The sequence below is a fragment of the Prevotella sp. RM4 genome (assembly GCF_000701965.1).
Taxonomy (GTDB): Bacteria; Bacteroidota; Bacteroidia; order Bacteroidales; family Bacteroidaceae; genus Prevotella; species Prevotella ruminicola.
On record NZ_JNKG01000003.1, the window covers coordinates 1 to 21,159 of the forward strand.

22 protein-coding genes and 1 rRNA gene are annotated in these 21,159 nt (G+C 47.2%); 9 read left to right on the plus strand and 14 right to left on the minus strand.

Annotated features, from left to right (window positions below; translation table 11 throughout):
- Positions 1-295: ribosomal RNA gene (locus T499_RS0100890) — 16S ribosomal RNA — on the minus strand; the annotation flags it as partial.
- Positions 296-623: 328 nt separating this feature from the next.
- Positions 624-1,343: a Bax inhibitor-1/YccA family protein gene (locus T499_RS0100895; protein ID WP_033149444.1), complete on the minus strand. Its 720-nt coding sequence runs from the start codon at positions 1,341-1,343 to the stop codon at positions 624-626.
- 185 nt (positions 1,344-1,528) lie between these two features.
- On the opposite strand from T499_RS0100895, the gene T499_RS0100900 reads away from it, so the two are divergent.
- From T499_RS0100900 to T499_RS0100910, 3 genes are read left to right on the plus strand one after another with little or no spacing between them, the layout of a single operon-like run.
- Positions 1,529-2,266, plus strand: a complete 738-nt coding sequence (locus T499_RS0100900; protein WP_033149409.1) for a (Fe-S)-binding protein — start codon at positions 1,529-1,531, stop codon at positions 2,264-2,266.
- 33 nt (positions 2,267-2,299) lie between these two features.
- Positions 2,300-3,670 (plus strand): lactate utilization protein B, encoded by a 1,371-nt coding sequence (locus tag T499_RS0100905; RefSeq protein ID WP_033149410.1) that lies wholly within the window; start codon positions 2,300-2,302, stop codon positions 3,668-3,670.
- Between the two features lie 37 nt (positions 3,671-3,707).
- Complete coding sequence (locus T499_RS0100910) at positions 3,708-4,301, plus strand: LutC/YkgG family protein (RefSeq protein ID WP_013064176.1); 594 nt, start codon at positions 3,708-3,710, stop codon at positions 4,299-4,301.
- Between the two features lie 61 nt (positions 4,302-4,362).
- Here the strand turns inward: T499_RS0100910 and T499_RS0100915 are convergent, their stop codons facing one another.
- From T499_RS0100915 to T499_RS0100950, 8 genes are read right to left on the minus strand one after another with little or no spacing between them, the layout of a single operon-like run.
- A complete protein-coding gene (locus T499_RS0100915; protein ID WP_033149411.1) occupies positions 4,363-5,298 on the minus strand; it encodes a GNAT family N-acetyltransferase in 936 nt (311 codons plus the stop codon).
- Positions 5,286-5,699, minus strand: a complete 414-nt coding sequence (locus T499_RS0100920; protein WP_013065346.1) for a sugar 3,4-ketoisomerase — start codon at positions 5,697-5,699, stop codon at positions 5,286-5,288. Before T499_RS0100920 ends, T499_RS0100915 begins: the two co-directional genes overlap by 13 nt.
- 17 nt (positions 5,700-5,716) lie before the next feature.
- The gene (gene purT / locus T499_RS0100925) at positions 5,717-6,922 is read right to left on the minus strand and encodes a formate-dependent phosphoribosylglycinamide formyltransferase (RefSeq protein ID WP_033149412.1); all 1,206 of its coding nucleotides are present in this window, start codon (positions 6,920-6,922) and stop codon (positions 5,717-5,719) included.
- The gene (locus T499_RS0100930) at positions 6,919-7,224 is read right to left on the minus strand and encodes a sigma factor-like helix-turn-helix DNA-binding protein (protein ID WP_013064158.1); all 306 of its coding nucleotides are present in this window, start codon (positions 7,222-7,224) and stop codon (positions 6,919-6,921) included. The genes purT and T499_RS0100930 overlap by 4 nt, the downstream gene beginning before the upstream one ends.
- Complete coding sequence (locus tag T499_RS0100935; RefSeq protein WP_033149413.1) at positions 7,211-8,347, minus strand: dTDP-glucose 4,6-dehydratase; 1,137 nt, start codon at positions 8,345-8,347, stop codon at positions 7,211-7,213. Before T499_RS0100935 ends, T499_RS0100930 begins: the two co-directional genes overlap by 14 nt.
- A gap of 14 nt (positions 8,348-8,361) precedes the next feature.
- Complete coding sequence (locus T499_RS0100940) at positions 8,362-8,853, minus strand: metallophosphoesterase family protein (RefSeq protein WP_013063538.1); 492 nt, start codon at positions 8,851-8,853, stop codon at positions 8,362-8,364.
- On the minus strand, positions 8,850-9,467 hold the full coding sequence (locus tag T499_RS0100945) for a cytidylate kinase-like family protein (protein ID WP_033149414.1): 618 nt from the start codon (positions 9,465-9,467) through the stop codon (positions 8,850-8,852). Before T499_RS0100945 ends, T499_RS0100940 begins: the two co-directional genes overlap by 4 nt.
- 6 nt (positions 9,468-9,473) lie before the next feature.
- Positions 9,474-10,835, minus strand: a complete 1,362-nt coding sequence (locus T499_RS0100950) for an MATE family efflux transporter (protein WP_033149415.1) — start codon at positions 10,833-10,835, stop codon at positions 9,474-9,476.
- Between the two features lie 106 nt (positions 10,836-10,941).
- Between T499_RS0100950 and T499_RS0100955 the strand changes: the two genes are divergently transcribed.
- The 5 genes from T499_RS0100955 to T499_RS0100975 all read left to right on the plus strand — a co-directional run bounded on the left by T499_RS0100955 (position 10,942) and on the right by T499_RS0100975 (position 15,547).
- Complete coding sequence (locus T499_RS0100955) at positions 10,942-12,384, plus strand: S8 family peptidase (protein ID WP_033149416.1); 1,443 nt, start codon at positions 10,942-10,944, stop codon at positions 12,382-12,384.
- Positions 12,385-12,402: 18 nt separating this feature from the next.
- Positions 12,403-13,638, plus strand: a complete 1,236-nt coding sequence (gene xseA, locus T499_RS0100960) for an exodeoxyribonuclease VII large subunit (RefSeq protein WP_033149417.1) — start codon at positions 12,403-12,405, stop codon at positions 13,636-13,638.
- A 6-nt stretch (positions 13,639-13,644) separates the two neighbouring features.
- Positions 13,645-13,833 (plus strand): exodeoxyribonuclease VII small subunit, encoded by a 189-nt coding sequence (xseB, locus tag T499_RS0100965; protein ID WP_013065600.1) that lies wholly within the window; start codon positions 13,645-13,647, stop codon positions 13,831-13,833.
- A 74-nt stretch (positions 13,834-13,907) separates the two neighbouring features.
- Entirely contained in the window at positions 13,908-14,939 is a 1,032-nt protein-coding gene (locus T499_RS0100970) for a branched-chain amino acid aminotransferase (RefSeq protein ID WP_255327353.1), read from the plus strand.
- A gap of 5 nt (positions 14,940-14,944) precedes the next feature.
- A complete protein-coding gene (locus T499_RS0100975; RefSeq protein ID WP_033149419.1) occupies positions 14,945-15,547 on the plus strand; it encodes a DUF975 family protein in 603 nt (200 codons plus the stop codon).
- Between the two features lie 68 nt (positions 15,548-15,615).
- Here the strand turns inward: T499_RS0100975 and T499_RS0100980 are convergent, their stop codons facing one another.
- Positions 15,616-16,740, minus strand: a complete 1,125-nt coding sequence (locus tag T499_RS0100980) for an Mrp/NBP35 family ATP-binding protein (RefSeq protein WP_033149420.1) — start codon at positions 16,738-16,740, stop codon at positions 15,616-15,618.
- A complete protein-coding gene (trmB, locus tag T499_RS0100985) occupies positions 16,740-17,510 on the minus strand; it encodes a tRNA (guanosine(46)-N7)-methyltransferase TrmB (RefSeq protein WP_033149421.1) in 771 nt (256 codons plus the stop codon). Before trmB ends, T499_RS0100980 begins: the two co-directional genes overlap by 1 nt.
- 771 nt (positions 17,511-18,281) lie before the next feature.
- Here trmB and T499_RS0100990 point away from each other — a divergent pair.
- Positions 18,282-19,541 (plus strand): hypothetical protein, encoded by a 1,260-nt coding sequence (locus tag T499_RS0100990; protein WP_033149422.1) that lies wholly within the window; start codon positions 18,282-18,284, stop codon positions 19,539-19,541.
- A 77-nt stretch (positions 19,542-19,618) separates the two neighbouring features.
- On the opposite strand, the gene T499_RS0100995 is transcribed toward T499_RS0100990, so the two are convergent.
- Both T499_RS0100995 and T499_RS0101000 read right to left on the minus strand, forming a co-directional pair.
- On the minus strand, positions 19,619-20,284 hold the full coding sequence (locus T499_RS0100995; protein ID WP_033149445.1) for a B3/B4 domain-containing protein: 666 nt from the start codon (positions 20,282-20,284) through the stop codon (positions 19,619-19,621).
- A complete protein-coding gene (locus tag T499_RS0101000) occupies positions 20,284-21,159 on the minus strand; it encodes a 4-hydroxy-3-methylbut-2-enyl diphosphate reductase (protein WP_013063493.1) in 876 nt (291 codons plus the stop codon). Before T499_RS0101000 ends, T499_RS0100995 begins: the two co-directional genes overlap by 1 nt.

Genomic DNA, 21,159 nt, shown 5'->3' on the forward strand with positions numbered 1-21,159 from the left:
CCTACTGATCGTCGGCTAGGTGGGCCGTTACCCCGCCTACTACCTAATCAGACGCATCCCCATCCTATAGCGGTAAACCTTTGGTATTCTTCAGATGTCCTCTAAATACAACATAGAGCATTAATCCGACTTTCGCCGGGCTATTCTCTACTATAGGGAAGGTTGGATACGCGTTACTCACCCGTGCGCCGGTCGCCATCAATCAAAGCAAGCTTCGATCATGCTGCCCCTCGACTTGCATGTGTTAAGCCTGTAGCTAGCGTTCATCCTGAGCCAGGATCAAACTCTTCACTGTAAAAATTTGTTTGTTTATTCTTAATAAATAAGAATTATATCTGTCTCAGAACAACTATCCAAATTCAAGAAATTGAAACGGTTTGTTCATTTACCCAAGTACTTCGAAAAGTACTCGCTTCTTGTACTACTTCTGTCTATGTAAATCTTTCAAAGAACTCTTTCTTAGTGTGCTATCGTTTTTAAGCGAAAGCGGGTGCAAAGGTACGACATTTTTTAATACCATCCAAATATTTTCGAAAAAAAATTCCCAAAAACACGAAAGTTTTCGGGAATATTTACATATTTGGCATTTTTACCTCTTATTATATATAATGTACGCGAAAAGCCTATTCTCGACGTCCAAAAATACGCAGCAGATAAATAAAGAGGTTTATGAAGTCCAAATAGAGGGTCAAAGCACCCAAAAGTGCCATCTTCTGAGCAGCCTCTCCAGCATCGGGTGCCATCAAAAGCATATTTTTGATTTTCTGAGAGTCGTAAGCAGTAAGACCCACGAATATCAAAACGCCCAGATAGCTCACAATCATTTCAAGACCAGAACTCTTCAGGAAGATATTCACAACAGTAGCGATAATAATACCTATCAGCGCCATGAAGAGAATCTTTCCCATCGACGAAAGATCGGTCTTGGTTGTATAACCGATGAGTGCCATTACCGCAAATGTACCAGCAGTGATAAAGAATACGCTGGCGATACTCGACATTGTATAGACAATGAAGATAGACGAGAACAATGCACCATTAATAACCGAATACAGCACAAACAGCAACGTAGCTGTAGTGAGCGACAATCGGTTAATGGCAGCACTTACGCCAAACACGATGGCGAACTCGGCTATTACCAGTCCCCAAAGGAGCACTCTGTTAGAGTACAAGGCGGTAAGAATACCAGGACTTGTAGCCACACCATACGCTGTAACACCTGTAAGCACAAGAGCCAGCGTCATCCATACATACACTTTCCGCATCAATGCGGGGAAAGCAGCCGACATTGAGAACTCTCGCTCACGTGTCAGACCATCAAAGTTAAATTCGTTATAATTCATACTCATTATTTTATTTCGAGATTCATTAATGTTACCGCAAATTTAATGCCACAAAGGTAAGCATTTACTTTTAATAAAACATAAATAAGCAACAAAAATACCGATTTATTAGTATTTTTGGAAATTTTTCACTATATTTGCCCATGAATAACTAAAAAAACAAATATAATAATACACTAACGAAAATGAAAATCGGTTTATTTATTCCCTGCTATGTTGACGTGGTTTATCCTCAGGTAGGAATAGCCACTTACAAACTATTAAAGCATCTAGGGCTGGATGTGGACTACCCGCAAAACCAGACCTGCTGCGGACAACCGATGGCTAATGCCGGATTTGAGGGACAAGCTATCCCACTTGCCGAAAAGTTTGAAGAGAAATTCAAAGGTTTCGACTATGTGGTATCGCCCTCGGTTAGTTGTACTGCGTTTATAAAGTTAAACTATCCCCGCTTATTGAAAGGTAAAACGGAGTGCGAGACTGCCAAGAAAGCGATGGATGTTGTTGAATTCCTGCACGATGTGGTGAAGGTCAACCATCCATTAGGCACCTTCCCGCACAAGGTTAGTTTACACAACTCTTGTCACGGCGTGAGAGAATTGAGGCTGAGCTCGCCTAGCGAGGAGAATATCCCCAAGTTCAATAAAATCAAGGATTTGTTGAACCTTGTAGAGGGCATACAGGTATTAGAGCCTGAGCGCCCTGACGAATGTTGCGGTTTTGGCGGTATGTTCTCGGTTGAGGAAACAGCCATTAGCGAGCAGATGGGTATAGATAAAGTGCAGCGCCACATGAAAACCGGTGCACGATTCATAACCGGTCCCGACTGCTCGTGCCTGATGCACATGGCAGGTATTGCCAAGAAGCAAGGATTGGATGTGGAGTTCAAGCATGTGGTAGAGATCTTAGCAGCAGGACTTTAATAATTGAAAATTGAGAATTGAAAATTAAGAGTTATGAGTACAGCACATAGTAACGCAGCGAAGGAGTTCTTGAAGAACCAGACATACGCAAAATGGCACGACGCCACTTTCTGGGCAGTACGCACCAAACGTGACAATATGGCATACGGACTTGATGAATGGGAGCAACTACGCGAGAAGGCCAGCGCCATCAAGCGCCATACCATCACCCATTTGGACGAGTATCTTGACCAGTTTGCCACAAAGGCCGAAGAAAATGGTTGTATTGTACATTGGGCCAAAGATGCGCACGAATTCAACGAAATCGTATATGGTATCCTGAAAAACCATAACGTCAAGAAACTCGTTAAATCGAAGTCGATGTTGACAGAGGAGTGCGAGATGAATCCGTACCTGGAGCAGCATGGTATTGAGGTGGTTGAGACCGACCTGGGCGAACGCATCATCCAGCTGAAAGGTCAGGCACCGAGCCATATCGTGATGCCGGCTATCCACCTGAACCACGACGATGTAGGCGAACTATTCGAGGAGAAACTTGGCAGCGAGAAGGGCAACCACGATCCCACGTACCTTACTTATATAGCCCGATTGAGTCTGCGCAACGAGTTTCTTACCGCAGATGCTGGTATGACGGGCGCCAACTTTGGTATCGCAGAAACAGGCGATATCGTGGTTTGTACCAACGAGGGTAATGCCGACATGTCGACTTCATGTCCCAAACTGCACATTGCTGCTATCGGATTGGAGAAGATTATTCCTAATTACGATTGCTTAGCCGTGTTCCAGCGCATGCTTTGTAGAGCTGGAACGGGCCAGCCTACCACCACGTTCACCTCGCATTTCCGAAAGGCACGTCCTACTGCCAACCCCATGCACATTGTGCTGGTTGATAACGGACGCAGCGAGTGGATTGGTAACCCTGAGCATTGGGAAGCACTTAAGTGTATTCGTTGCGGATCGTGTATGAACACCTGTCCTGTTTATCGTCGTAGTGGCGGCTATTCGTACAGCTACTTCATCCCAGGTCCCATCGGCATTAACCTTGGTATGCTTCGCGATCCACAAAAGCATTCCGGTAATGTTAGTGCCTGCACCCTGTGTAACTCATGTCAGACGCTCTGCCCAGCCAAGGTAAACTTAGGCGACCAGATTTACATGTGGCGCCAGCAGTTAGACGAGTTCGGTACTGCTAACCCGCAAAAGAAGATGATGTGTAAGGGCATGAGTATGGTATATGGCAACGAGGGCGTTTACAATCTTGGTACGGCTTTGGCTCATTGGGCCAACCTCATTCCATCGCCACTTATCAACTGCGGCATGAATCCATGGGCCGAGGGGCATAAGATGATGAAATTCCCTAAGGAAACATTCCACTCGCTATGGAAGAAAGGAAAAGTGAAATAACTTTGAACATTGAATATTGAACATTGAACATTAAGTTATGAGTAACAAAGACGATATTCTGAAGAGATACAGGGCGAATGTGAGAGAGAAATACGACATGCCCGATTTGAGTGATATCAAAGCAACCACCTACCCCAACCCACTGGTTCAGTTTGTAAAGATGACAGAGATGGTAGGCGGACAAGTGATAGAAGTTGATCCTGGCCGCGATATCAACGTGCTTATCAAGGAGTTGTTTCCTGACGCCAAGGAGATTGCCTCAAATCTGCCAGAGATAACCATCGCCACTAGAAACCCTGATACTGTTGGCAGAGCCCGCGATCTTAACGGCACAGATGTTGGCATTATCCGAGGTAAATTTGGTGTAGCAGAAAACGCGTGCATCTGGATTCCACAAACCATGAAGGAGAAAGCCGTTTGCTTCATCTCCGAGAATCTGATCATCCTACTACCTAAGAGTCAGATTGTAAACAACATGCACGAGGCTTACAAGCGCATTGAGTTTGATAACGAATACGATGGATATGGTACGTTTATCAGCGGTCCGTCGAAAACGGCAGATATTGCACAAGTACTGGTGATGGGTGCCCAAGCGGCCCGAAGCGCCACCGTATTACTACTGCCAGAATAAAGGTATAAGCATTAAACACATTCAGGAGGTCGATTATCACATCGACCTCTTTTTTGTGATATCAAAGTAACCATTTATACCAATCGTAGCAAATGCCACGCCCTCCAAAACCCTCCTTCTGATAAATCAATTGTTTATTCAAATATGTACCTTGATTTTCGGTTGAGATACCAAAATCAAAAAATCGATGATGACAAAAAGACAGACTGATCACCTGCTCAAACAATCCATCGAGTGCATGCAACTCTCTCCCCCTTGGGTTGGCTGCAATGTATTGCGAATGAACCACCTGATTAGTAAGATAAAGCACACAACCACCAATGGTTTCGCAATCTTCTTTTGCAACAAACAAACGTATTTGCTCAGGAAAACGCTCGTGCAACAACATTATTTCATCGAGTGTATGCACAGGTTTCAGGCTATATCGCTCTTGCAAATTAGCCGACAGAATTTTCCAGAAAGGCTGATAGTCCTCGGTTTCCTCGATCACCACACCTGCCTGAAGGGCCTTTTCTGCCCCACTTTTTCTGATACGATACCACGTATTTGGCTGCTCACGGGAGATGGTTGTAGATAAACTACGTGTAATACGCACATCGAAAACCTCAACGATAGCATAAAGATCTTCTTCCGAAGGTTGCTCGTGATATATCCAAGGCACAGGTTTATACACCACTTTCTTTAAACCCATTGAGCGCCATTTTTCTGCCAATAGTTTAAATATCTCAACAACATCGGCAGCTGTAGCCTTGCCGTTCATGAGCAGTCCGCCGTACGTTAAGCCCTGATGCGAATAAAACGTATCGCCATCCACATTACCGGGCAGCAACGCATAGAGTTTTCCTCGGCGATAAATCATCAGCGAGAAATCTGTGAATCGGTCAGCATGATAGTCCATATAGTTACGATCGAAGAGGAAAGTGCCGTTCTTCGATGTAGCCACGAACTGGTTCCATTCGGTGGCCAAGTCGGGTGTGTATCGTTTTATTTCGAACATCCGATGTATTTCAAGAATTCGTCGTAATCATAGATGTAATCATCCTCGTCGTAATGTTCCGAAGCCAGAACCAGACATACGCCGCCCGAAGAGAAATCATCAAGTGTTCGCCAGATATTGGTATCGATCAGCAAGCCTTGCCAAGGATGATTCAGTAACACAGTCTTGCGTTCGTAACCATTATCCAACGTTACATGAAACGAACCGCTTAGAGCAATCACAAACTGACGGAGCTTTTTATGCGCATGCCCTCCCCTGCTCTCACCACCAGGTACATCATATACCCAATAGGCGCGCTTGATATCGAAGGGAATCATAGCCTGCGCTTCAGCAAACGTCAGATTGCCACGCGGATCAGTGATCCTGGGCAAATCTATGATTTTAACCTCTAAGCGGTTCATTCTATAGTTACACTTGTTTAGTGTTCAAACTTAGTGTATGGATCGGTACCCAGTACGGTCTTAGCCAGACGCTTGGCTTTGTCGCGCAGCGCATTTACATCGTCGCCAACCTCACCGTAACAGAGTACTACACCCATACGACGACCCTTATGGGCCTCGGGTTTACCGAAGATACGGATACGTGTGCGATCCTCCTTCAGTGCCTCGTCGAAGTTGTAGTCGAGTAATGAGCGATCGACAGGTGTAGAAGCCTCCTTTGGTGAGAGAATTACAGCCGATGCACCAGCATGCTCAAGATGAATTGCGGGTATAGGCATTCCCATCACGGCACGGAAATGCAACTCAAACTCACTCAGGTTGGTGGTATGTCCGAGTGTTACCATACCAGTATCATGCGGACGTGGACTCAGCTCGCTAAAGATAACCTCGCCCTGCTTGGTCAGGAAGAACTCAACGCCCCAGATACCAGCACCAGTAAGGGCCTTAGTTACCTTATCGGCCATTATCTGTGCCTGCTTCAAAGCCTCATCGCTTATCTTATATGGCTGCCACGACTCACGGTAGTCGCCTGCCTTCTGTACGTGTCCGATTGGAGGACAGAACAGTGTGGGCCAACCATTCTTCTGTGTAACGGTGAGCAGGGTAAACTCCGAATCAAAGTCGATAAACTCCTCGATGATTACCTCTTTCACATCGCCACGACTACCTTCCATAGCCTCCTTAAAGGCCTGCTCCAGCTCGTCGTCGTTGTGTACATAGCTCTGACCGTGACCAGATGACGACATCAATGGTTTAACAACACATGGGAATCCAATCTCATCGGCCGCAGCCTTGAACTCATCAAAGGTCTTGGCATAGAAATATTTTGCTGTGCGCAGTCCCAGTTCCTTCGATGCCAGATCGCGGATAGCACGACGGTTCATTGTAAAGTTTACGGCGCGGGCAGATGGAACCACCTGGATACCCTGCTCCTCGAACTTAAACAGTCGTTCGGTACGTATAGCCTCAATCTCAGGCACGATGATATCGGGCTTGTGCTTGTTTACCACAGCCTCAAGAGCATCGCCATCGAGCATTGAGAATACTTCGCGCTCATCAGCCACCTGCATGGCTGGCGCATTGTCGTAACGATCGCAGGCAATCACATACTGGCCTGCACGCATGGCGGCTATCACGAACTCCTTACCGAGTTCTCCTGAGCCTAAAAGCAGAATCTTTTTCATTTTTCTATTGTTTGTTTCAACATTTGCCACTCGGGCGTTACAGCCAACTTGCGTACGCACTGGTCGATACGCGCCATAGCATCTTCCTGACTCATCTTCAGCTCCTTGGCTATCTCCTGCAACGATTTGCGTTCGCAGCCAAACAGTCCATAGTAATGCGTCACAGCCTCCTCTTCCTCAGGTGGCAACAAGTAGAGCAGATGCTCCAGATAGTGCTCCATCTGGGGAGTAACGCTGGTGGGATTGATACCAATACGCACCAGATACGAGTGGAGTTCTTTAGTTAAGTTATCTGTTGGCATACATATTATCGTAATACTTCTGATAATCGCCGCTGGTTACATTATCCAGCCACTCCTGATTGTCGAGATACCAGCGAACGGTTTTCTCGATTCCCTCTTCGAACTGCAGAGAAGGCTCCCAACCCAGTTCCTTCTGGAGTTTTGAGCTGTCGATAGCATAACGCAAATCGTGTCCGGCACGGTCGGTAACGAAGGTAATCAGGTCCATATCCTCGCCTTCCTTACGACCCAGCAAGCGGTCGACGGTCTTAATCACCACCTTGATGATATCAATGTTCTTCCACTCGTTAAAGCCACCGATATTATAGGTATCAGCAATCTTACCCTCGTGGAAAATCACGTCGATAGCACGAGCGTGGTCCTCAACATACAGCCAGTCGCGTACGTTCTCGCCCTTACCGTAAACAGGCAGAGGCTTGCGATGACGGATATTATTGATGAACAATGGAATCAGCTTTTCGGGGAACTGGTAAGGACCGTAGTTGTTCGAGCAGTTGGTTACTACTACAGGCATGCCATAGGTATCGTGGAATGCACGAACAAAGTGGTCGCTAGAAGCCTTCGAAGCCGAATATGGTGAGTGAGGATTGTACTTGGTTGTCTCCAGGAAGAACTTATCGCCGTAAGCCAGATGGTGCTCTGAGCTTGATGCGGTAGTTGTGAATGGAGGCTCGATACCCTCGGGGTGTGTCAGCTCCAATGCGCCATACACCTCATCGGTACTGATGTGATAGAAGCGCTTACCCTCGTACTTCTCGGGCAGACTCTCCCAATACAACTTGGCAGCCTGCAACAGGCTCAAGGTTCCCATCACATTGGTCTTGGCGAATGTAAATGGATCCTTAATCGAACGGTCAACATGGCTCTCAGCAGCCAGGTGGATGATACCGTCAACCTTCTTATCCTGCATCAGCTTGTAGAAAGCATCAAAGTCACAGATATCCATCTTCACAAACTCGTAGTTGGGTTTGTTCTCGATATCTTTCAGGTTAGCCAAGTTACCAGCATAAGTCAACTTGTCGAGGTTGATAATGTGATAATCGGGATACTTGTTCACAAACAGGCGGACTACATGTGAGCCGATAAAGCCTGCACCTCCAGTAATAACGATAGTTCTTTTCATATCTATATATTTTTTTAATCTCCTAATGTTATAACTTCTAAATCTTTAAATTCTTTTCCGTCGATGGTAAGGCGGACCAGGGTTCTGTCTTTATGCCATCCCTGTATTCCAGCGGCACCTGGGTTTATGTGCAGCAGATTCAGGGTTTTGTCATATTTCACTTTCAGTATGTGCGAGTGTCCTGCCACAAACAGCTGTGGCGGCATGGCATAGAGCGTAGAGCGAACACTGGGATCGTAGTTGCCAGGATAACCGCCAATATGCTTAATCAGCACATCTACATCCTCGCACTTAAATCGGTTCAGCTCGCGATACATCAGTCGCAGGTCTCCCCCATCACAGTTTCCACATACAGCTCGGAAGGGACGGAATGCAGCCAACTTCTCGGCCACCTCTACACTACCGATATCGCCAGCATGCCAAATTTCGTCGCAGGGTTCAAAGTAGTGCAGATACTTATCGTCCCAATAGCTGTGAGTATCGCTCAGTATGCCTATTCTCTTCATAATCCAAAACGCTTGCGAATAAAATCGGCAATCAGTTTCTCGGTTTCTTCAAGTCCCAGCAAACTGGCATCCACGCACAGGTCGTAGCTTTCAGCAGCGCCCCACTTTTTTCCTGTATAATAATTATAGTATTGCGCGCGACGGGCCTCAACATGTTCAATCAGTTTACGGGCATGCTCAGCATCCAACTGTTTTACTTTTGATACGATATCTACGCGGAAGTCCATCGAGGCGGTGATAAACACGTTCACCACATTCTCGAAATCTCGCAGAATGTAGTCGGCACAACGGCCCATAAACACACAACTGCCCTCGCTGGCTGCCTTTTGGATGGCATCGCTCTGAAACTTAAAAAGGCTCTCCTGCGAGAAGTTCGAACCGTACAAGTTACCTCCCATAAAATGTGGTGTTTGCACATTCAGCAATCCACGCAAAAAGCCTTTCTTCTCATCGTTCTGTTTAAAGAACTTCTCTGAGAATCCACTCTCTTTAGCAGCCAGATTCAGCAACTCGCGATCGTAATACTTCGCTTCAAAGTCCTTGGCCAGCATGCGTCCTATTTCCTGTCCGCCAGCACCAACCTGTCTGCCTACGTTAATAATAATATGTTTCATTATTCTTTAGTTATTCGCATTCGCAGCTTTAAATTTCTTCATATACCACATCAGCAAGGGTATTGTCATCGCAAACGACAGGAAGTCGCTGGCTGGCATCGAATACCACACACCGTCGAGCCCCCATATCAGCGGGAACACATACGCCATCGGTAGCAGCAAGAAGAGCTGTCGCGACAGCGAGAGGAATATCGAAACCTTTACTTTTCCGATGCTCTGGAAGAAATGTGTGATGGTAGCCTGCGCACCTACCACGAAGAATACCAGCATATCCAGTTTGATACCCGTGGCCGACAGTTCTATAAGTGTTTCGTCGGTGGTAAAGATGCGAGCAATCTCGCGGGGGAAGAGCATCGACAGTATCCAACCTACCAGCAGGATAGTTGTAGCACATCCGATGGCCATAAACAGGCATCGCAACATGCGGTCGTACTTCTCGGCACCGTAATTATAGCCCACGATAGGCTGCATACCTTGGCACACACCCATTACAAACATAAAGAACATCATCACCACCGAGTTGGCTATCGAGTAGGCCCCCACAGCCATATCGCCACCATAGCGAACAAACTGGTTGTTCATGAAAATCACGATTACACACGATGTAACGTTCATCAGGAATGGCGATATACCGATAGCAATGATATTGCTTACCAATCGTTTCTTCAGTTTATAGATGCCGCGTTTCAGGTGCAGTATCTCGTTCTTGTTCGAGAATAGCCACAACTGCCAGCACATAGCAATCGTTTGCGATGTTACGGTAGCCAAAGCTGCACCACGGATGCCCCAACGGAACCACCATACAAACGCCAGCACCAGCAATATGTTCATGCCCACTGTAAACAGCACCGAGTACATGGCATGTTTGGGTTTGCCTGCTGCACGCAGCACAGCGTTCATACCAAAATACATGTGGGTCATTACGTTACCCAGCAGGATAACGGTCATAAACTCGCGTGCATAAGGCAGTGTTACTTCGCTGGCACCGAAGAAATACAGGATGGGATCCAGGAAAAGCAGACAGATAACCATGAACGAGAAACCAATAATCAGGTTCAGCGTCAGGGTATTACCTAACAGATTCTGCGCTGTAAGATAATCCTTCTGTCCCAGCTTTACGCTAATGCTGGCACTCGATCCCACACCTACTGCTGCACCAAAGGCTGCACTCAGGTTCATAAAGGGGAAGGTAATGCCCAAGCCTGCAATAGCCTCGGGGCCTACTATCTGACCAATCATAGCACGGTCGATGATATTATAGAGACTCGAAGCCGACATGGCCACGATTGCAGGCAGGGCATACTGCCACAGCAAATGCCCTACGGGTTTCGTTCCTAATGCCAAAGCGGCTTGTTTGTTATCACTCATTCGCGTACATATTTATTAAAACGCTGCAAAGGTACGAATATTTTCCGAGATAAGATGCACTTTTTAAAATAATCTTTGTATCTTTGCACTCGTAAAATCAAATTGAATGACCAATTTACGTTTGATAAACCTACTGATTGCCGCACTTTTCTGCGCCATAACAGCCAGTGCAGCCACACTTCCCAAGAGGAAATATCCTGGGGGCAAATGCTATATTTGGCGTTATACTTTGCAGGATAAACGCGAATCAAGTTATACGCTCGACCGCCCTCAGCGCTGGCTCTCGCACAAAAGTATTGAGCGCCGCCGCAAGCAGGGATTACCCTTGGATTCTACCGACCTGCCCGTAAGCAGCGGCTACTTGAAAGCCATCGATCGCATGATCAACGATGCCAATCGCAACGTTAAACGCTCACAAACCGAATCGATGGTTATCGGTACCAGCCGATGGAACAACACCGTATTGGTTCGTTCGGCCGACACCACTTTTTTGCGTCGTTTGGGCGAGCAAGCTTACGTAAAGAACTGCGAGATGGTGTGGGAAGCCCCCGATAGCATCGAGCGTCAAATCAAGATAAAGGCCAACGCAGGATTCAACTCATGGGACAGTCTGAAAGGATCTTTCTATGGTCATGGTCGCGAACAGATCGAGATGCTAAACGGTCATCGTTTGCATAATATCGGTTGTCGTGGAAAAGGCATCACCATCGCCGTGCTCGATGGCGGATTCCAGAACTGCAACGTTCTACCCACCTTTCAGCACGCTATCATATCAGGCGTAAAAGACTTTGTTTACCCAAATAGTCCCAACTTTTATCAGGAAACCGATCATGGCACCAAAGTTCTGTCGACTATGGCCGCCAACGAGCCTGAGGTGCTGATAGGTACAGCCCCCGATGCCCATTACTGGCTGCTGCGATGCGAGGATCAGGAAACCGAGCAGCCTGTCGAGGAGGATTATTGGGCGATGGCTGCCGAGTTTGCCGACTCGTTAGGCGCCGACATCATCACATCGAGCTTAGGCTACACCGAATACGATAACCGTCATGGCTATTACCACCAGCACGATCTGGATGGTCGCACAGCCCTCATATCGCGCACAGCGTCGATGGTGGCACAAAAGGGTATGGTGCTGGTAAACTCAGCTGGAAATAGCGGCATGGGCCCTTGGAAGAAAATCACTTTCCCTGCCGATGCCGATAACTGCCTGACAGTGGGCGCACTGAATCATCAACGTGTAAACGCCCCCTTTAGCGGCGTTGGACCTACACAGGATATGCGTATCAAACCCGACGTGATGGCCCTGGGCAGTCCTGCCAACCTTATTTCTGGGCGTGGCGGTATTGTTCGCGATATGGGAACCTCGTTCTCAACCCCCATCGTAGCCGGACTGGTTGCTTGCTTGTGGCAGGCCTTACCCGAGAAAACAGCTCTCGAAATCATTAATCTGGTACGCCAGAACAGCGATAGTTATCAGAAGCCCGATAATATTTACGGCTACGGTACCCCTAATTTCTGGCGGGCGTACATGATTGGAAAGATAGAGTAAAACCGAAGAATTAAAAAGTTGAATACAGAGCGCCATATCACATTATTCGAGCTTAACCGCTTGGTACGCGAGGCTATCGAGGATGCTTTGCCCATGGAATACTGGGTAGAAGCCGAACTCAGCGAGTGCCGCGAATCACGTGGTCATTGTTATATGGAACTTATTCAGAAGGATGAACAAACCGCCACACCTATCGCCAAAGCCTCAGCCAAATGCTGGGCCAACAAGTGGCTTACCATCCGTCCTTACTTCGAGCGCACTACCGGTCAACAACTGCATGCCGGCATGAAAGTGCTGCTACAGGTTTACCCGCAGTTTCACGAGGCTTACGGTTTCTCGTGGATCGTGACCGACATCGACCCCACCTACACCTTAGGCGATATGGCCCGCAAGCGTCAGGAAATCATCCAGAAGCTTAAGGCCGAGGGCGTGTTCGACCTGCAAAAGGAACTACAGTTACCCGTTTTCTGCCAGCGTATTGCCGTTATCTCATCGCAAACAGCCGCTGGCTACGGCGATTTCTGCAACCAACTGGCTGATAACCCTTACGGCTTTAAATTCGAGACACAGCTCTTTCCTGCTATCATGCAGGGCGAGGGCGTTGAACAGAGCATCATCAGTGCTCTGGAGCAGATTTACGATATGCCATTTGATTGCGTAGTGATTATCCGTGGTGGTGGTGCTACCAGCGATATGAGCGGTTTCGACACCTTGGCTTTGGCCGAAAATGTGGCCAACTTCCCAATACCTATCATAACAGGTATCGGCCATGAGCGCGACGAGAGCATTCTCGATATGATCTCGCACACCCGCGTAAAAACACCCACAGCTGCAGCCGCCTTGCTCATCGACCACCTGAAGGGCGTACTCAAAACCATCGAAGGAGCCCAGAGCATGATTACGCACTACGTTCTGCAAAAATTATCAATTGCCAATTCTCAATTGTCAATTATATCCGAGGCTATTCCCCGATTGTTCTCGATTGTAAAAACCCGACAGGAGGCTAAGATTGATGCCCTCTATACCCGCCTGCCAATGTTGATAGAGCGCCGATTCACATCAGAGAGACATCGTCTGCAACTGATGGACGAGAAGCTCAAAGCCCTCGACCCAACCCTATTGCTGGCTCGCGGCTACAGCATCACTATGCATAACGGCCGGGCCGTAAAAGACGCATCGCAGTTGCCCCCCGGCGCCGAAATCGAAACCCGCCTAGCCAAGGGTACCATTCACTCAGTAATTAAATCCGTATAAAATACAATGGAAAAAGAACTGAAATACGAGGCTGCTATAGCCGAATTACAGTCCATCGTACACAAGATGGAGAACGACGAACTCGACATCGACCAGATGGCCGAGCAGCTTAAACGTGCCCAGCAGTTAATCAAGCTCTGCAAGGACAAACTTACCAAAACCGACGCCGAAATCAAGAAAATACTTACAGAATAAAAGATTTTAGGCTAAAAGTTTTGCTAATTTGATATTAATTATATACTTTTGCATGCAAATTTGAAATTTCAAACATAGAAAAAAGTAATATGAAGAATTTGGATTGGGGTAGTCTGTCATTCGGCTACATGAAGACCGACTACAACGTACGTTGCTATTATCGCGATGGAAAGTGGGGCGAAATCGAGGTTTGCTCCGACGAGTATTTGAATCTGCACATGGCTGCAACCTGTCTGCACTACGGTCAGGAGGCTTTCGAGGGTCTTAAGGCTTATCGTTGCCCCGATGGCAAGGTTCGTGTGTTCCGCGTTGACGAGAATGCCAAGCGCCTGCAGAGCACCTGTCGCGGCATTTTGATGCCAGAGGTTTCAACCGAACTGTTCACCGAGATGGTTAAGAAGGTAGTCCGCCTCAATCAGGAGTGGATTCCTACTTACGAGAGTGGCGCTACACTCTATATCCGCCCACTGCTTATTGGTACCAGCGCTCAGGTAGGTGTTCACCCTGCCAAGGAGTACTGTTTCCTCATCTTTGTTACACCAGTAGGCCCATACTTCAAGGGTGGTTTCTCAAGCAATCCTTATGTGATTGTTCGCGATTACGACCGTTCAGCCCCTCTCGGCACAGGTAAGTATAAGGTAGGTGGTAACTACGCTGCCAGCCTGTTTGCCAACAACCTGGCTCACGAAAAGGGCTATGCCTGCGAGTTCTATCTCGATGCCAAGGAGAAGAAGTACATCGACGAGTGCGGTGCTGCCAACTTCTTTGGTATCAAGAACAACACCTATATCACACCAGAGTCGACCTCTATCCTGCCCTCTATCACCAACAAGAGCTTGATGCAGGTTGCTGAGGATCTGGGCATGAAGGTTGAGCGCCGCCCTATCCCCGAGGAGGAGCTCGAGACCTTTGAGGAGGCTGGCGCTTGCGGAACAGCCGCTGTTATCAGCCCTATTTCTTATATCGACGACCTCGATACCGGCAAGCGCTACTCATTCGGCGACAAGCCAGGTCCACAGTCAAAGAAACTCTTCGATACGCTCCGTGGTATTCAGTACGGCGAACTCGAGGACAAGCACGGTTGGACAACTGTAGTTATCGAGTAAGCACAATGGGTAATAATCAATATTATAAGAATCGTGCACTCGCCGATTTGGAAGGCAAATGGGACAAAGTAGCCATCGCCACACTTATTTACATGATTATCTGTGGCGCAGTAGGCACCGTTACCGACTATACACTCTTTCAAGGTAGTAGCTTTTTATGGAACATCATCTGTCTCCCATTAATGTGGGGATTCCAGGTGTATTTCCTGCGCCTCATTCACAAGGAGGACATCAGCTACGAGCGCCTTTTCGAAGGCTATAAGGACTTTGTACGCACCTTCTTAACAATGTTCTTATACTTTATCGCAGTTATTATCGGCACATTGCTGTTCATCATCCCTGGCATCATTGTAGCTTGCGGATTTGCTATGGCACCTTTCATTTTAAAGGAAGATGCCGAGATAAACGCAGGCGACGCTTTAACGAAGAGTTGGCAGATGATGAAGGGGCATAAATGGGCATTATTCTGGCTCGGTCTGAGTTTCATTGGCTGGGCAATCCTGGCATGTCTCACACTGGGTATCGGATTCCTGTTACTGTCTCCTTACATGGAAACAGCCTGCGCTCACTTCTACGAAGATCTGAAGAAGGAAGCCGTATTGACATAAGAACTCATATTTTAACGTGCACTAATATGAAGAGCGCCCCGCAAGTGATTTTGCGAGGCGCTCATCTTTTATTTCATTCCAACAATCTTCGTTGCAGGTTTTTCTTTGTTGCGGCGATTCACAACCGTAACAACCGATTGCGCCAGATTGATAAATGCCAATCCAGTAGATGTGTCGCTGCTCAATGCAGCTGGGGTTCCAGCATCACCATTGTCGCAGATGCTCTGTACCAGTGGTATCTGTGCCAGCAAAGGTACCTGCATCTCCTCGGCCAACTGCTTGCAACCCTCCTTACCAAATATATAATACTTGTTCTCGGGCAGCTCTGCGGGTGTAAACCAGGCCATATTCTCAATCAAACCGAGAATGGGCACGTTCACCTTCTCGTTGCGGTACATATCGATACCCTTACGTGCATCAGCCAAAGCCACCTGCTGTGGGGTTGACACAATCACAGCGCCTGTAATAGGCAGTGTTTGCAGCAATGTAAGATGGATATCGCTGGTGCCTGGAGGTGTATCCAGGATAAAATAGTCGAGTTCGCCCCAATCGGCATCAGCAATCAGCTGCTTCAGCGCACTTGTAGCCATACCGCCACGCCACAGAGTAGCAGTGTTTGGCGATACAAAGAAACCAATCGACAGCAGTTTAACACCGTACTTCTCGATAGGACAAATCAAATCGCGACCGTCTTTCTTTACAGCGTAAGGCTGTTCATCCTCAACATTAAACATCTTAGGCATTGACGGACCGAAGATATCGGTATCAAGCAATCCCACCTTGTAACCCAAACGGGCCAAAGCGATAGCCAGGTTAGCCGATACGGTGCTTTTACCTACACCACCCTTACCCGAGCTAACGGCAATAATATTCTTAACGCCAGGCAGCATCTCGCCCACCTCTGGACGTGGTTTCGACTTGAATTCTGTTTCAATCTCTACCTCCACCTCCTTGCCGCAGTGGTATTTGATAGCCGCCTCGGCAGCTTTTACAGTTGATTTCAGGAAAGGATCGGTATCGCGCGGGAACTCCAGCACCACCTTTACTTTCCAGTTCTCACCATCCTTCTGTGGAGCAGCCACAGCAGGTGTATCAGCCACCATACCACTCTCCACCACATTCTTCTTGGTGCCTGCATACGTTACCGTAGCCAAGGCATCCATCACCATCTTGGGGTATATTACATTTTCCATTATTTCGCCTTATCTAATGAACTTCTTTTTGATCTGTGATACGAGCGATAGTCGTCCAGTTCAATCTCCACCTCAGGTTCAACCAGCTCGCCGTTGCGAGGCAGATTCCACTTCATATATTTAATATTCAGTCCGCGGGCAATCCACATGCCCTCATAATAAGTCTGAATAGCCAGAATCTTCTTCGTCCCCTCGTCGATACGCTCATCGTGATACAAATCCTCTGTACGGAAAATTACGGGCAGCACATTCTTCTCTACCATATAGGTACTATAAGTAAAGAGGAAGTTCGAATCCGTCTTCAGGTGTATCACGCCGCCATCCACCAGAAATTTACGATAGCGGTTCATAAAATAGGTGGATGTCAATCGCTTACGAGGATTCTTCATCTGCGGATCGCTGAATGTGAGCCAGATTTCCTGCACCTCGTCCTCAGCAAAAAAACGTTCAATTATTTCAATATTCGTACGCAGAAAAGCCACATTCTTCAGTCCCTCGTTCAGGGCCTGTGTAGCACCAGTCCACATACGTGCACCTTTGATATCCACGCCAATAAAGTTCATGTCGGGATACAGTTTGGCCAGTTCCACTGTGTATTCTCCCTTGCCGCAACCAAGTTCCAGCACTATCGGGTTATTATTGTGGAAGTACTGCTCGTGCCAGTGCCCCTTCATCTCGAATGGCACATTCTCAATCACCGAAAACGGATACTGGAACACGTTCTCGTACGTTTCCATGTCCGCAAATTTAGCTAACTTTCCTTTTCCCATAATTAAAATTGTGCTGCAAAGGTACGAATAAGTAAGCGAAAAAACAAATTTTTTCGTTTTTTTATTAGCAACACCATACCACCAACTTATCTAAACTGAGCGAGAAAATTCAGAATTCAGTAATTCAGTTTTATAGGGAGCTATATATCCACTGATAAAGAGACATCAGTGGATACAGAATACAGAATACAGTTTATTTGGAGAGGGATAATCTGTGTGTGACTCAGATATCAGATATCAGTTTTCTTGTGAGCTAATACAACTATCGCTTCACTCTCTAATTATCTATCTTATAAATATTATATATTATTATATATATTATAATATATATAATAATATATAATATTCTAATAGAATATATTTAAAGTTACAAATGCTTAGCCAAATAAACTGATATCTGATATCTGAGTCATCTTCGTGCTCATGAGAAAACTGAATTCTGAATTACTGAATTTTTGGATTGACAATGCTCACAACAAAACTGTATTCTGTATTTCTGTATCCGCACAAATTCAAAGGTGGTTCATAATATTTTACATTATTCGTTACACAAATCGTATACAGTATAACCTTTACAAGCATAAAAAATAGCGCTCTCGTGTGGAAAAATTATTTCCCACGTGTGGGAGCAAAAATGCCAAGAAATATGCTAATGCCATATTTTTATGAAAAAATTTGGTAATTTCGGCAAGAAATTGTACTTTTGCGGGCGAAATAACTAAAATATTATCACGACATGCAACCTATAGCGATTAATAAAGTCACCAGCATATGAAAAAAATCATCTTTTCGGTAGCCTTTGCGCTACTTCCGCTCCTGTCATGGGGGCAGCAGGTACCAGCTTTAGACCAACTGAAAGCCGACCCACGTAAATCGTACGGTACGGATTATCCGTATCTGCTCGAAACACCAACACTCACCAAGGCACCTAAGGGCTACAAACCTTTCTACATCAGCCATTATGCGCGTCATGGGTCGCGCTACTACTGGAGCACCTCGCTCTACAAGGAGCTCGACACTTTGCTGACGGTGGCTCACGACAAGCAGTTGCTGACAGCTACAGGCGAGGCGTTCCGCACCAAATTCATGGCCGCCAAGCAGGAGTTGATGACAGGTGTGACCGAGTTGACCGACTTAGGCTGGCAACAGCATCAGGGCATCGCACGTATCATGTACAACAACTTCCCCGAGGTGTTCGAGAAGGGTGGTAACGTGCTGGCCATCTCATCGCTGGTAGGTCGTTGTGTCATCAGTATGTCGGCCTTCTGCCAGGAGTTGGTGCAGTGCAATCCTAAGCTGGAGATTCGCGAGCAGTCGTCGCGTTTCACATTGGATGGTGTGGTGCCTACCGATGGACAGAACCCCGTGAAGCATAACTACCCCAAAGACCTGAAGCCCCGCTACGAGCAGCATCGCGACCTGTTTAAGGGCATTAACGTGCTACGCGACAACATCGTGAAGCGTATGTTTGTAAGCACCGAAGGACTGCCTGGTCGCATGCACCATAACGTGAGCAACCTGATAAACCTGTACACATCGCTACCCAGCATTAACCACGAGGGTATGATGGAGGGAATTCTGACCGACGAGGAGTATGCTGCCGAGTGGGAAAACGACAACCTGGGTGTTTTCTCATGGGTGTACAGTTCGCAGTACCAGATGATTCCTATCCTGCAGGACATCATGAAAAAGGCCCAAGCAGCGATTGATGGCACCAGCGACCGTGTAGCCGATTTGCGATTCGGACACGATACGTGCATTGGTCCATTAACAGTACTGATGGGTATCAATGGTGCCGATCGCGACCCAGAGGACCCGAACGAGGTAAAGAACTGCTACCAGAGTTGGGAAACCTGCAAGGCCAGCAACATCCAACTTGTTTTCTATCGCAACAACCAGGCTGATGTACTGGTAAAGTGCCTGATGAACGGTCGTGAGGCTACCCTACCCGTTCCTACAGCTACATACCCGTACTATAAATGGACCGACTTCCTGCAGTTTTACACAGAAAGGTGCAATCAAAAATTTTAAGCTTTAGTATTAGGCACGAATTACACGAATTTCACGATTTTTTAATTTCGTGTTAATTCGCGCAATTCGTGCCTGAATTATTTGTACAGTGTGATGGTACCGCCATCACTCTGGGCGTAGTCGATAAGGAGTTTCTGAATGTATTCGGCATTGGCACGAACACGTTCTTCGTTACCATCGTAGCCGTTGATGAGCACAACGAGATGGGTAGTCCCGAGCGTCATTTTGGTGCGCTCATGGTCGCTGGTAGGGGTGCCTACCCCACCCTGTGCATCTCGATAAACGGGCAGTCCGGAAATGTTTAACGGACCGCGACCGATACCCTCGTAGGGCTCACCCTCTTTACCAACACCTAGCACCAGTTCGGGCCCCACAAACTTATCGGCATCAAATCCACCAATGCTGTAACCATAGGCAATCGAAGCCAGGTTTACCAGATCTACCAACGTATCAATCTGGTAAAGCTCCTTTCCCTGCAGCATTCGACGGATAAGCTGCTCAGAGGCAGGACGATAGCGTGAGGGATCCTTGCCACATAACTTATATACCGCACGTGTGGCGGCGATAGATGGCAACGACTTTACGCTTTCGGTAGTAAGCTCTTGGCGCAAACGTGCCTCAACCTCGTGGATAGCCTGCCACAAACGGTCGCTATAAGGCGTATTTACCACCTGAGCCTCAACGCATGCCCCCACAAAATTGGGGCACACGCTGGATATTTCGGAAGACACACTTACCTGTATCATTGCTGCATATTCTGAATGGCATCGCGGCACTGCTCCATCAACCAACGGGGCGTGCTGGTGGCACCACAAATACCTACACTCTCGATACCTTTCAACCACTCGGGCTCAATCTCCTGTGGATCCTCAATCAGATGGGTATTGGGATTTACACGCAGGCACTCGTTGTAGAGCACCTTACCATTCGAACTCTTACGTCCACACACAAAGAGCACCAAATCGTGCTTGGTGGCAAACTGCGAGATATTGGGCATGCGGTTAGCTACCGAACGACAGATGGTATCGAAGCTCTTAAACGTGGCGTTGGGCGAGATGTGCGTCTGGATATAATCGATGATGCGACGGAACTCGTCGAGCGATTTCGTGGTCTGCGAATACAGGTAGATATCGCGGGTAAAGTCGAGTTTGGTTACCTCGTCGCTACTCTCAATCACAATCGCACTACTATGAGTCTGACCCACCAGACCAAGCACTTCGGCATGACCTTTCTTACCAAAAATCACAATCTGTGCCTCCTCACCTTCGGGAAGATTGGGCGAGGTTTCGTACTGCTCCTTGATACGCTTCTGCAGTTTCAGCACCACAGGGCAGGTAGCATCGATAATCTCAATATTGTTTTTACGGGCCAGTTCGTAGGTTTCGGGGGGCTCGCCATGGGCACGCAGCAGCACTTTCGCGTTGTGCAGTTCGCGCATCTGGTCGTGATTAATGGTAATGAGTCCCATCTCGCGCAGGCGTTCGCACTCCATACCGTTGTGTACAATATCACCTAAACAATAGAGTGTTTCGCCCTGAGCGAGCTCTTCTTCGGCTTTCTTGATAGCGGTGGTAACTCCGAAGCAGAAACCACTGCCGTTATCTATTTCGATAATCAT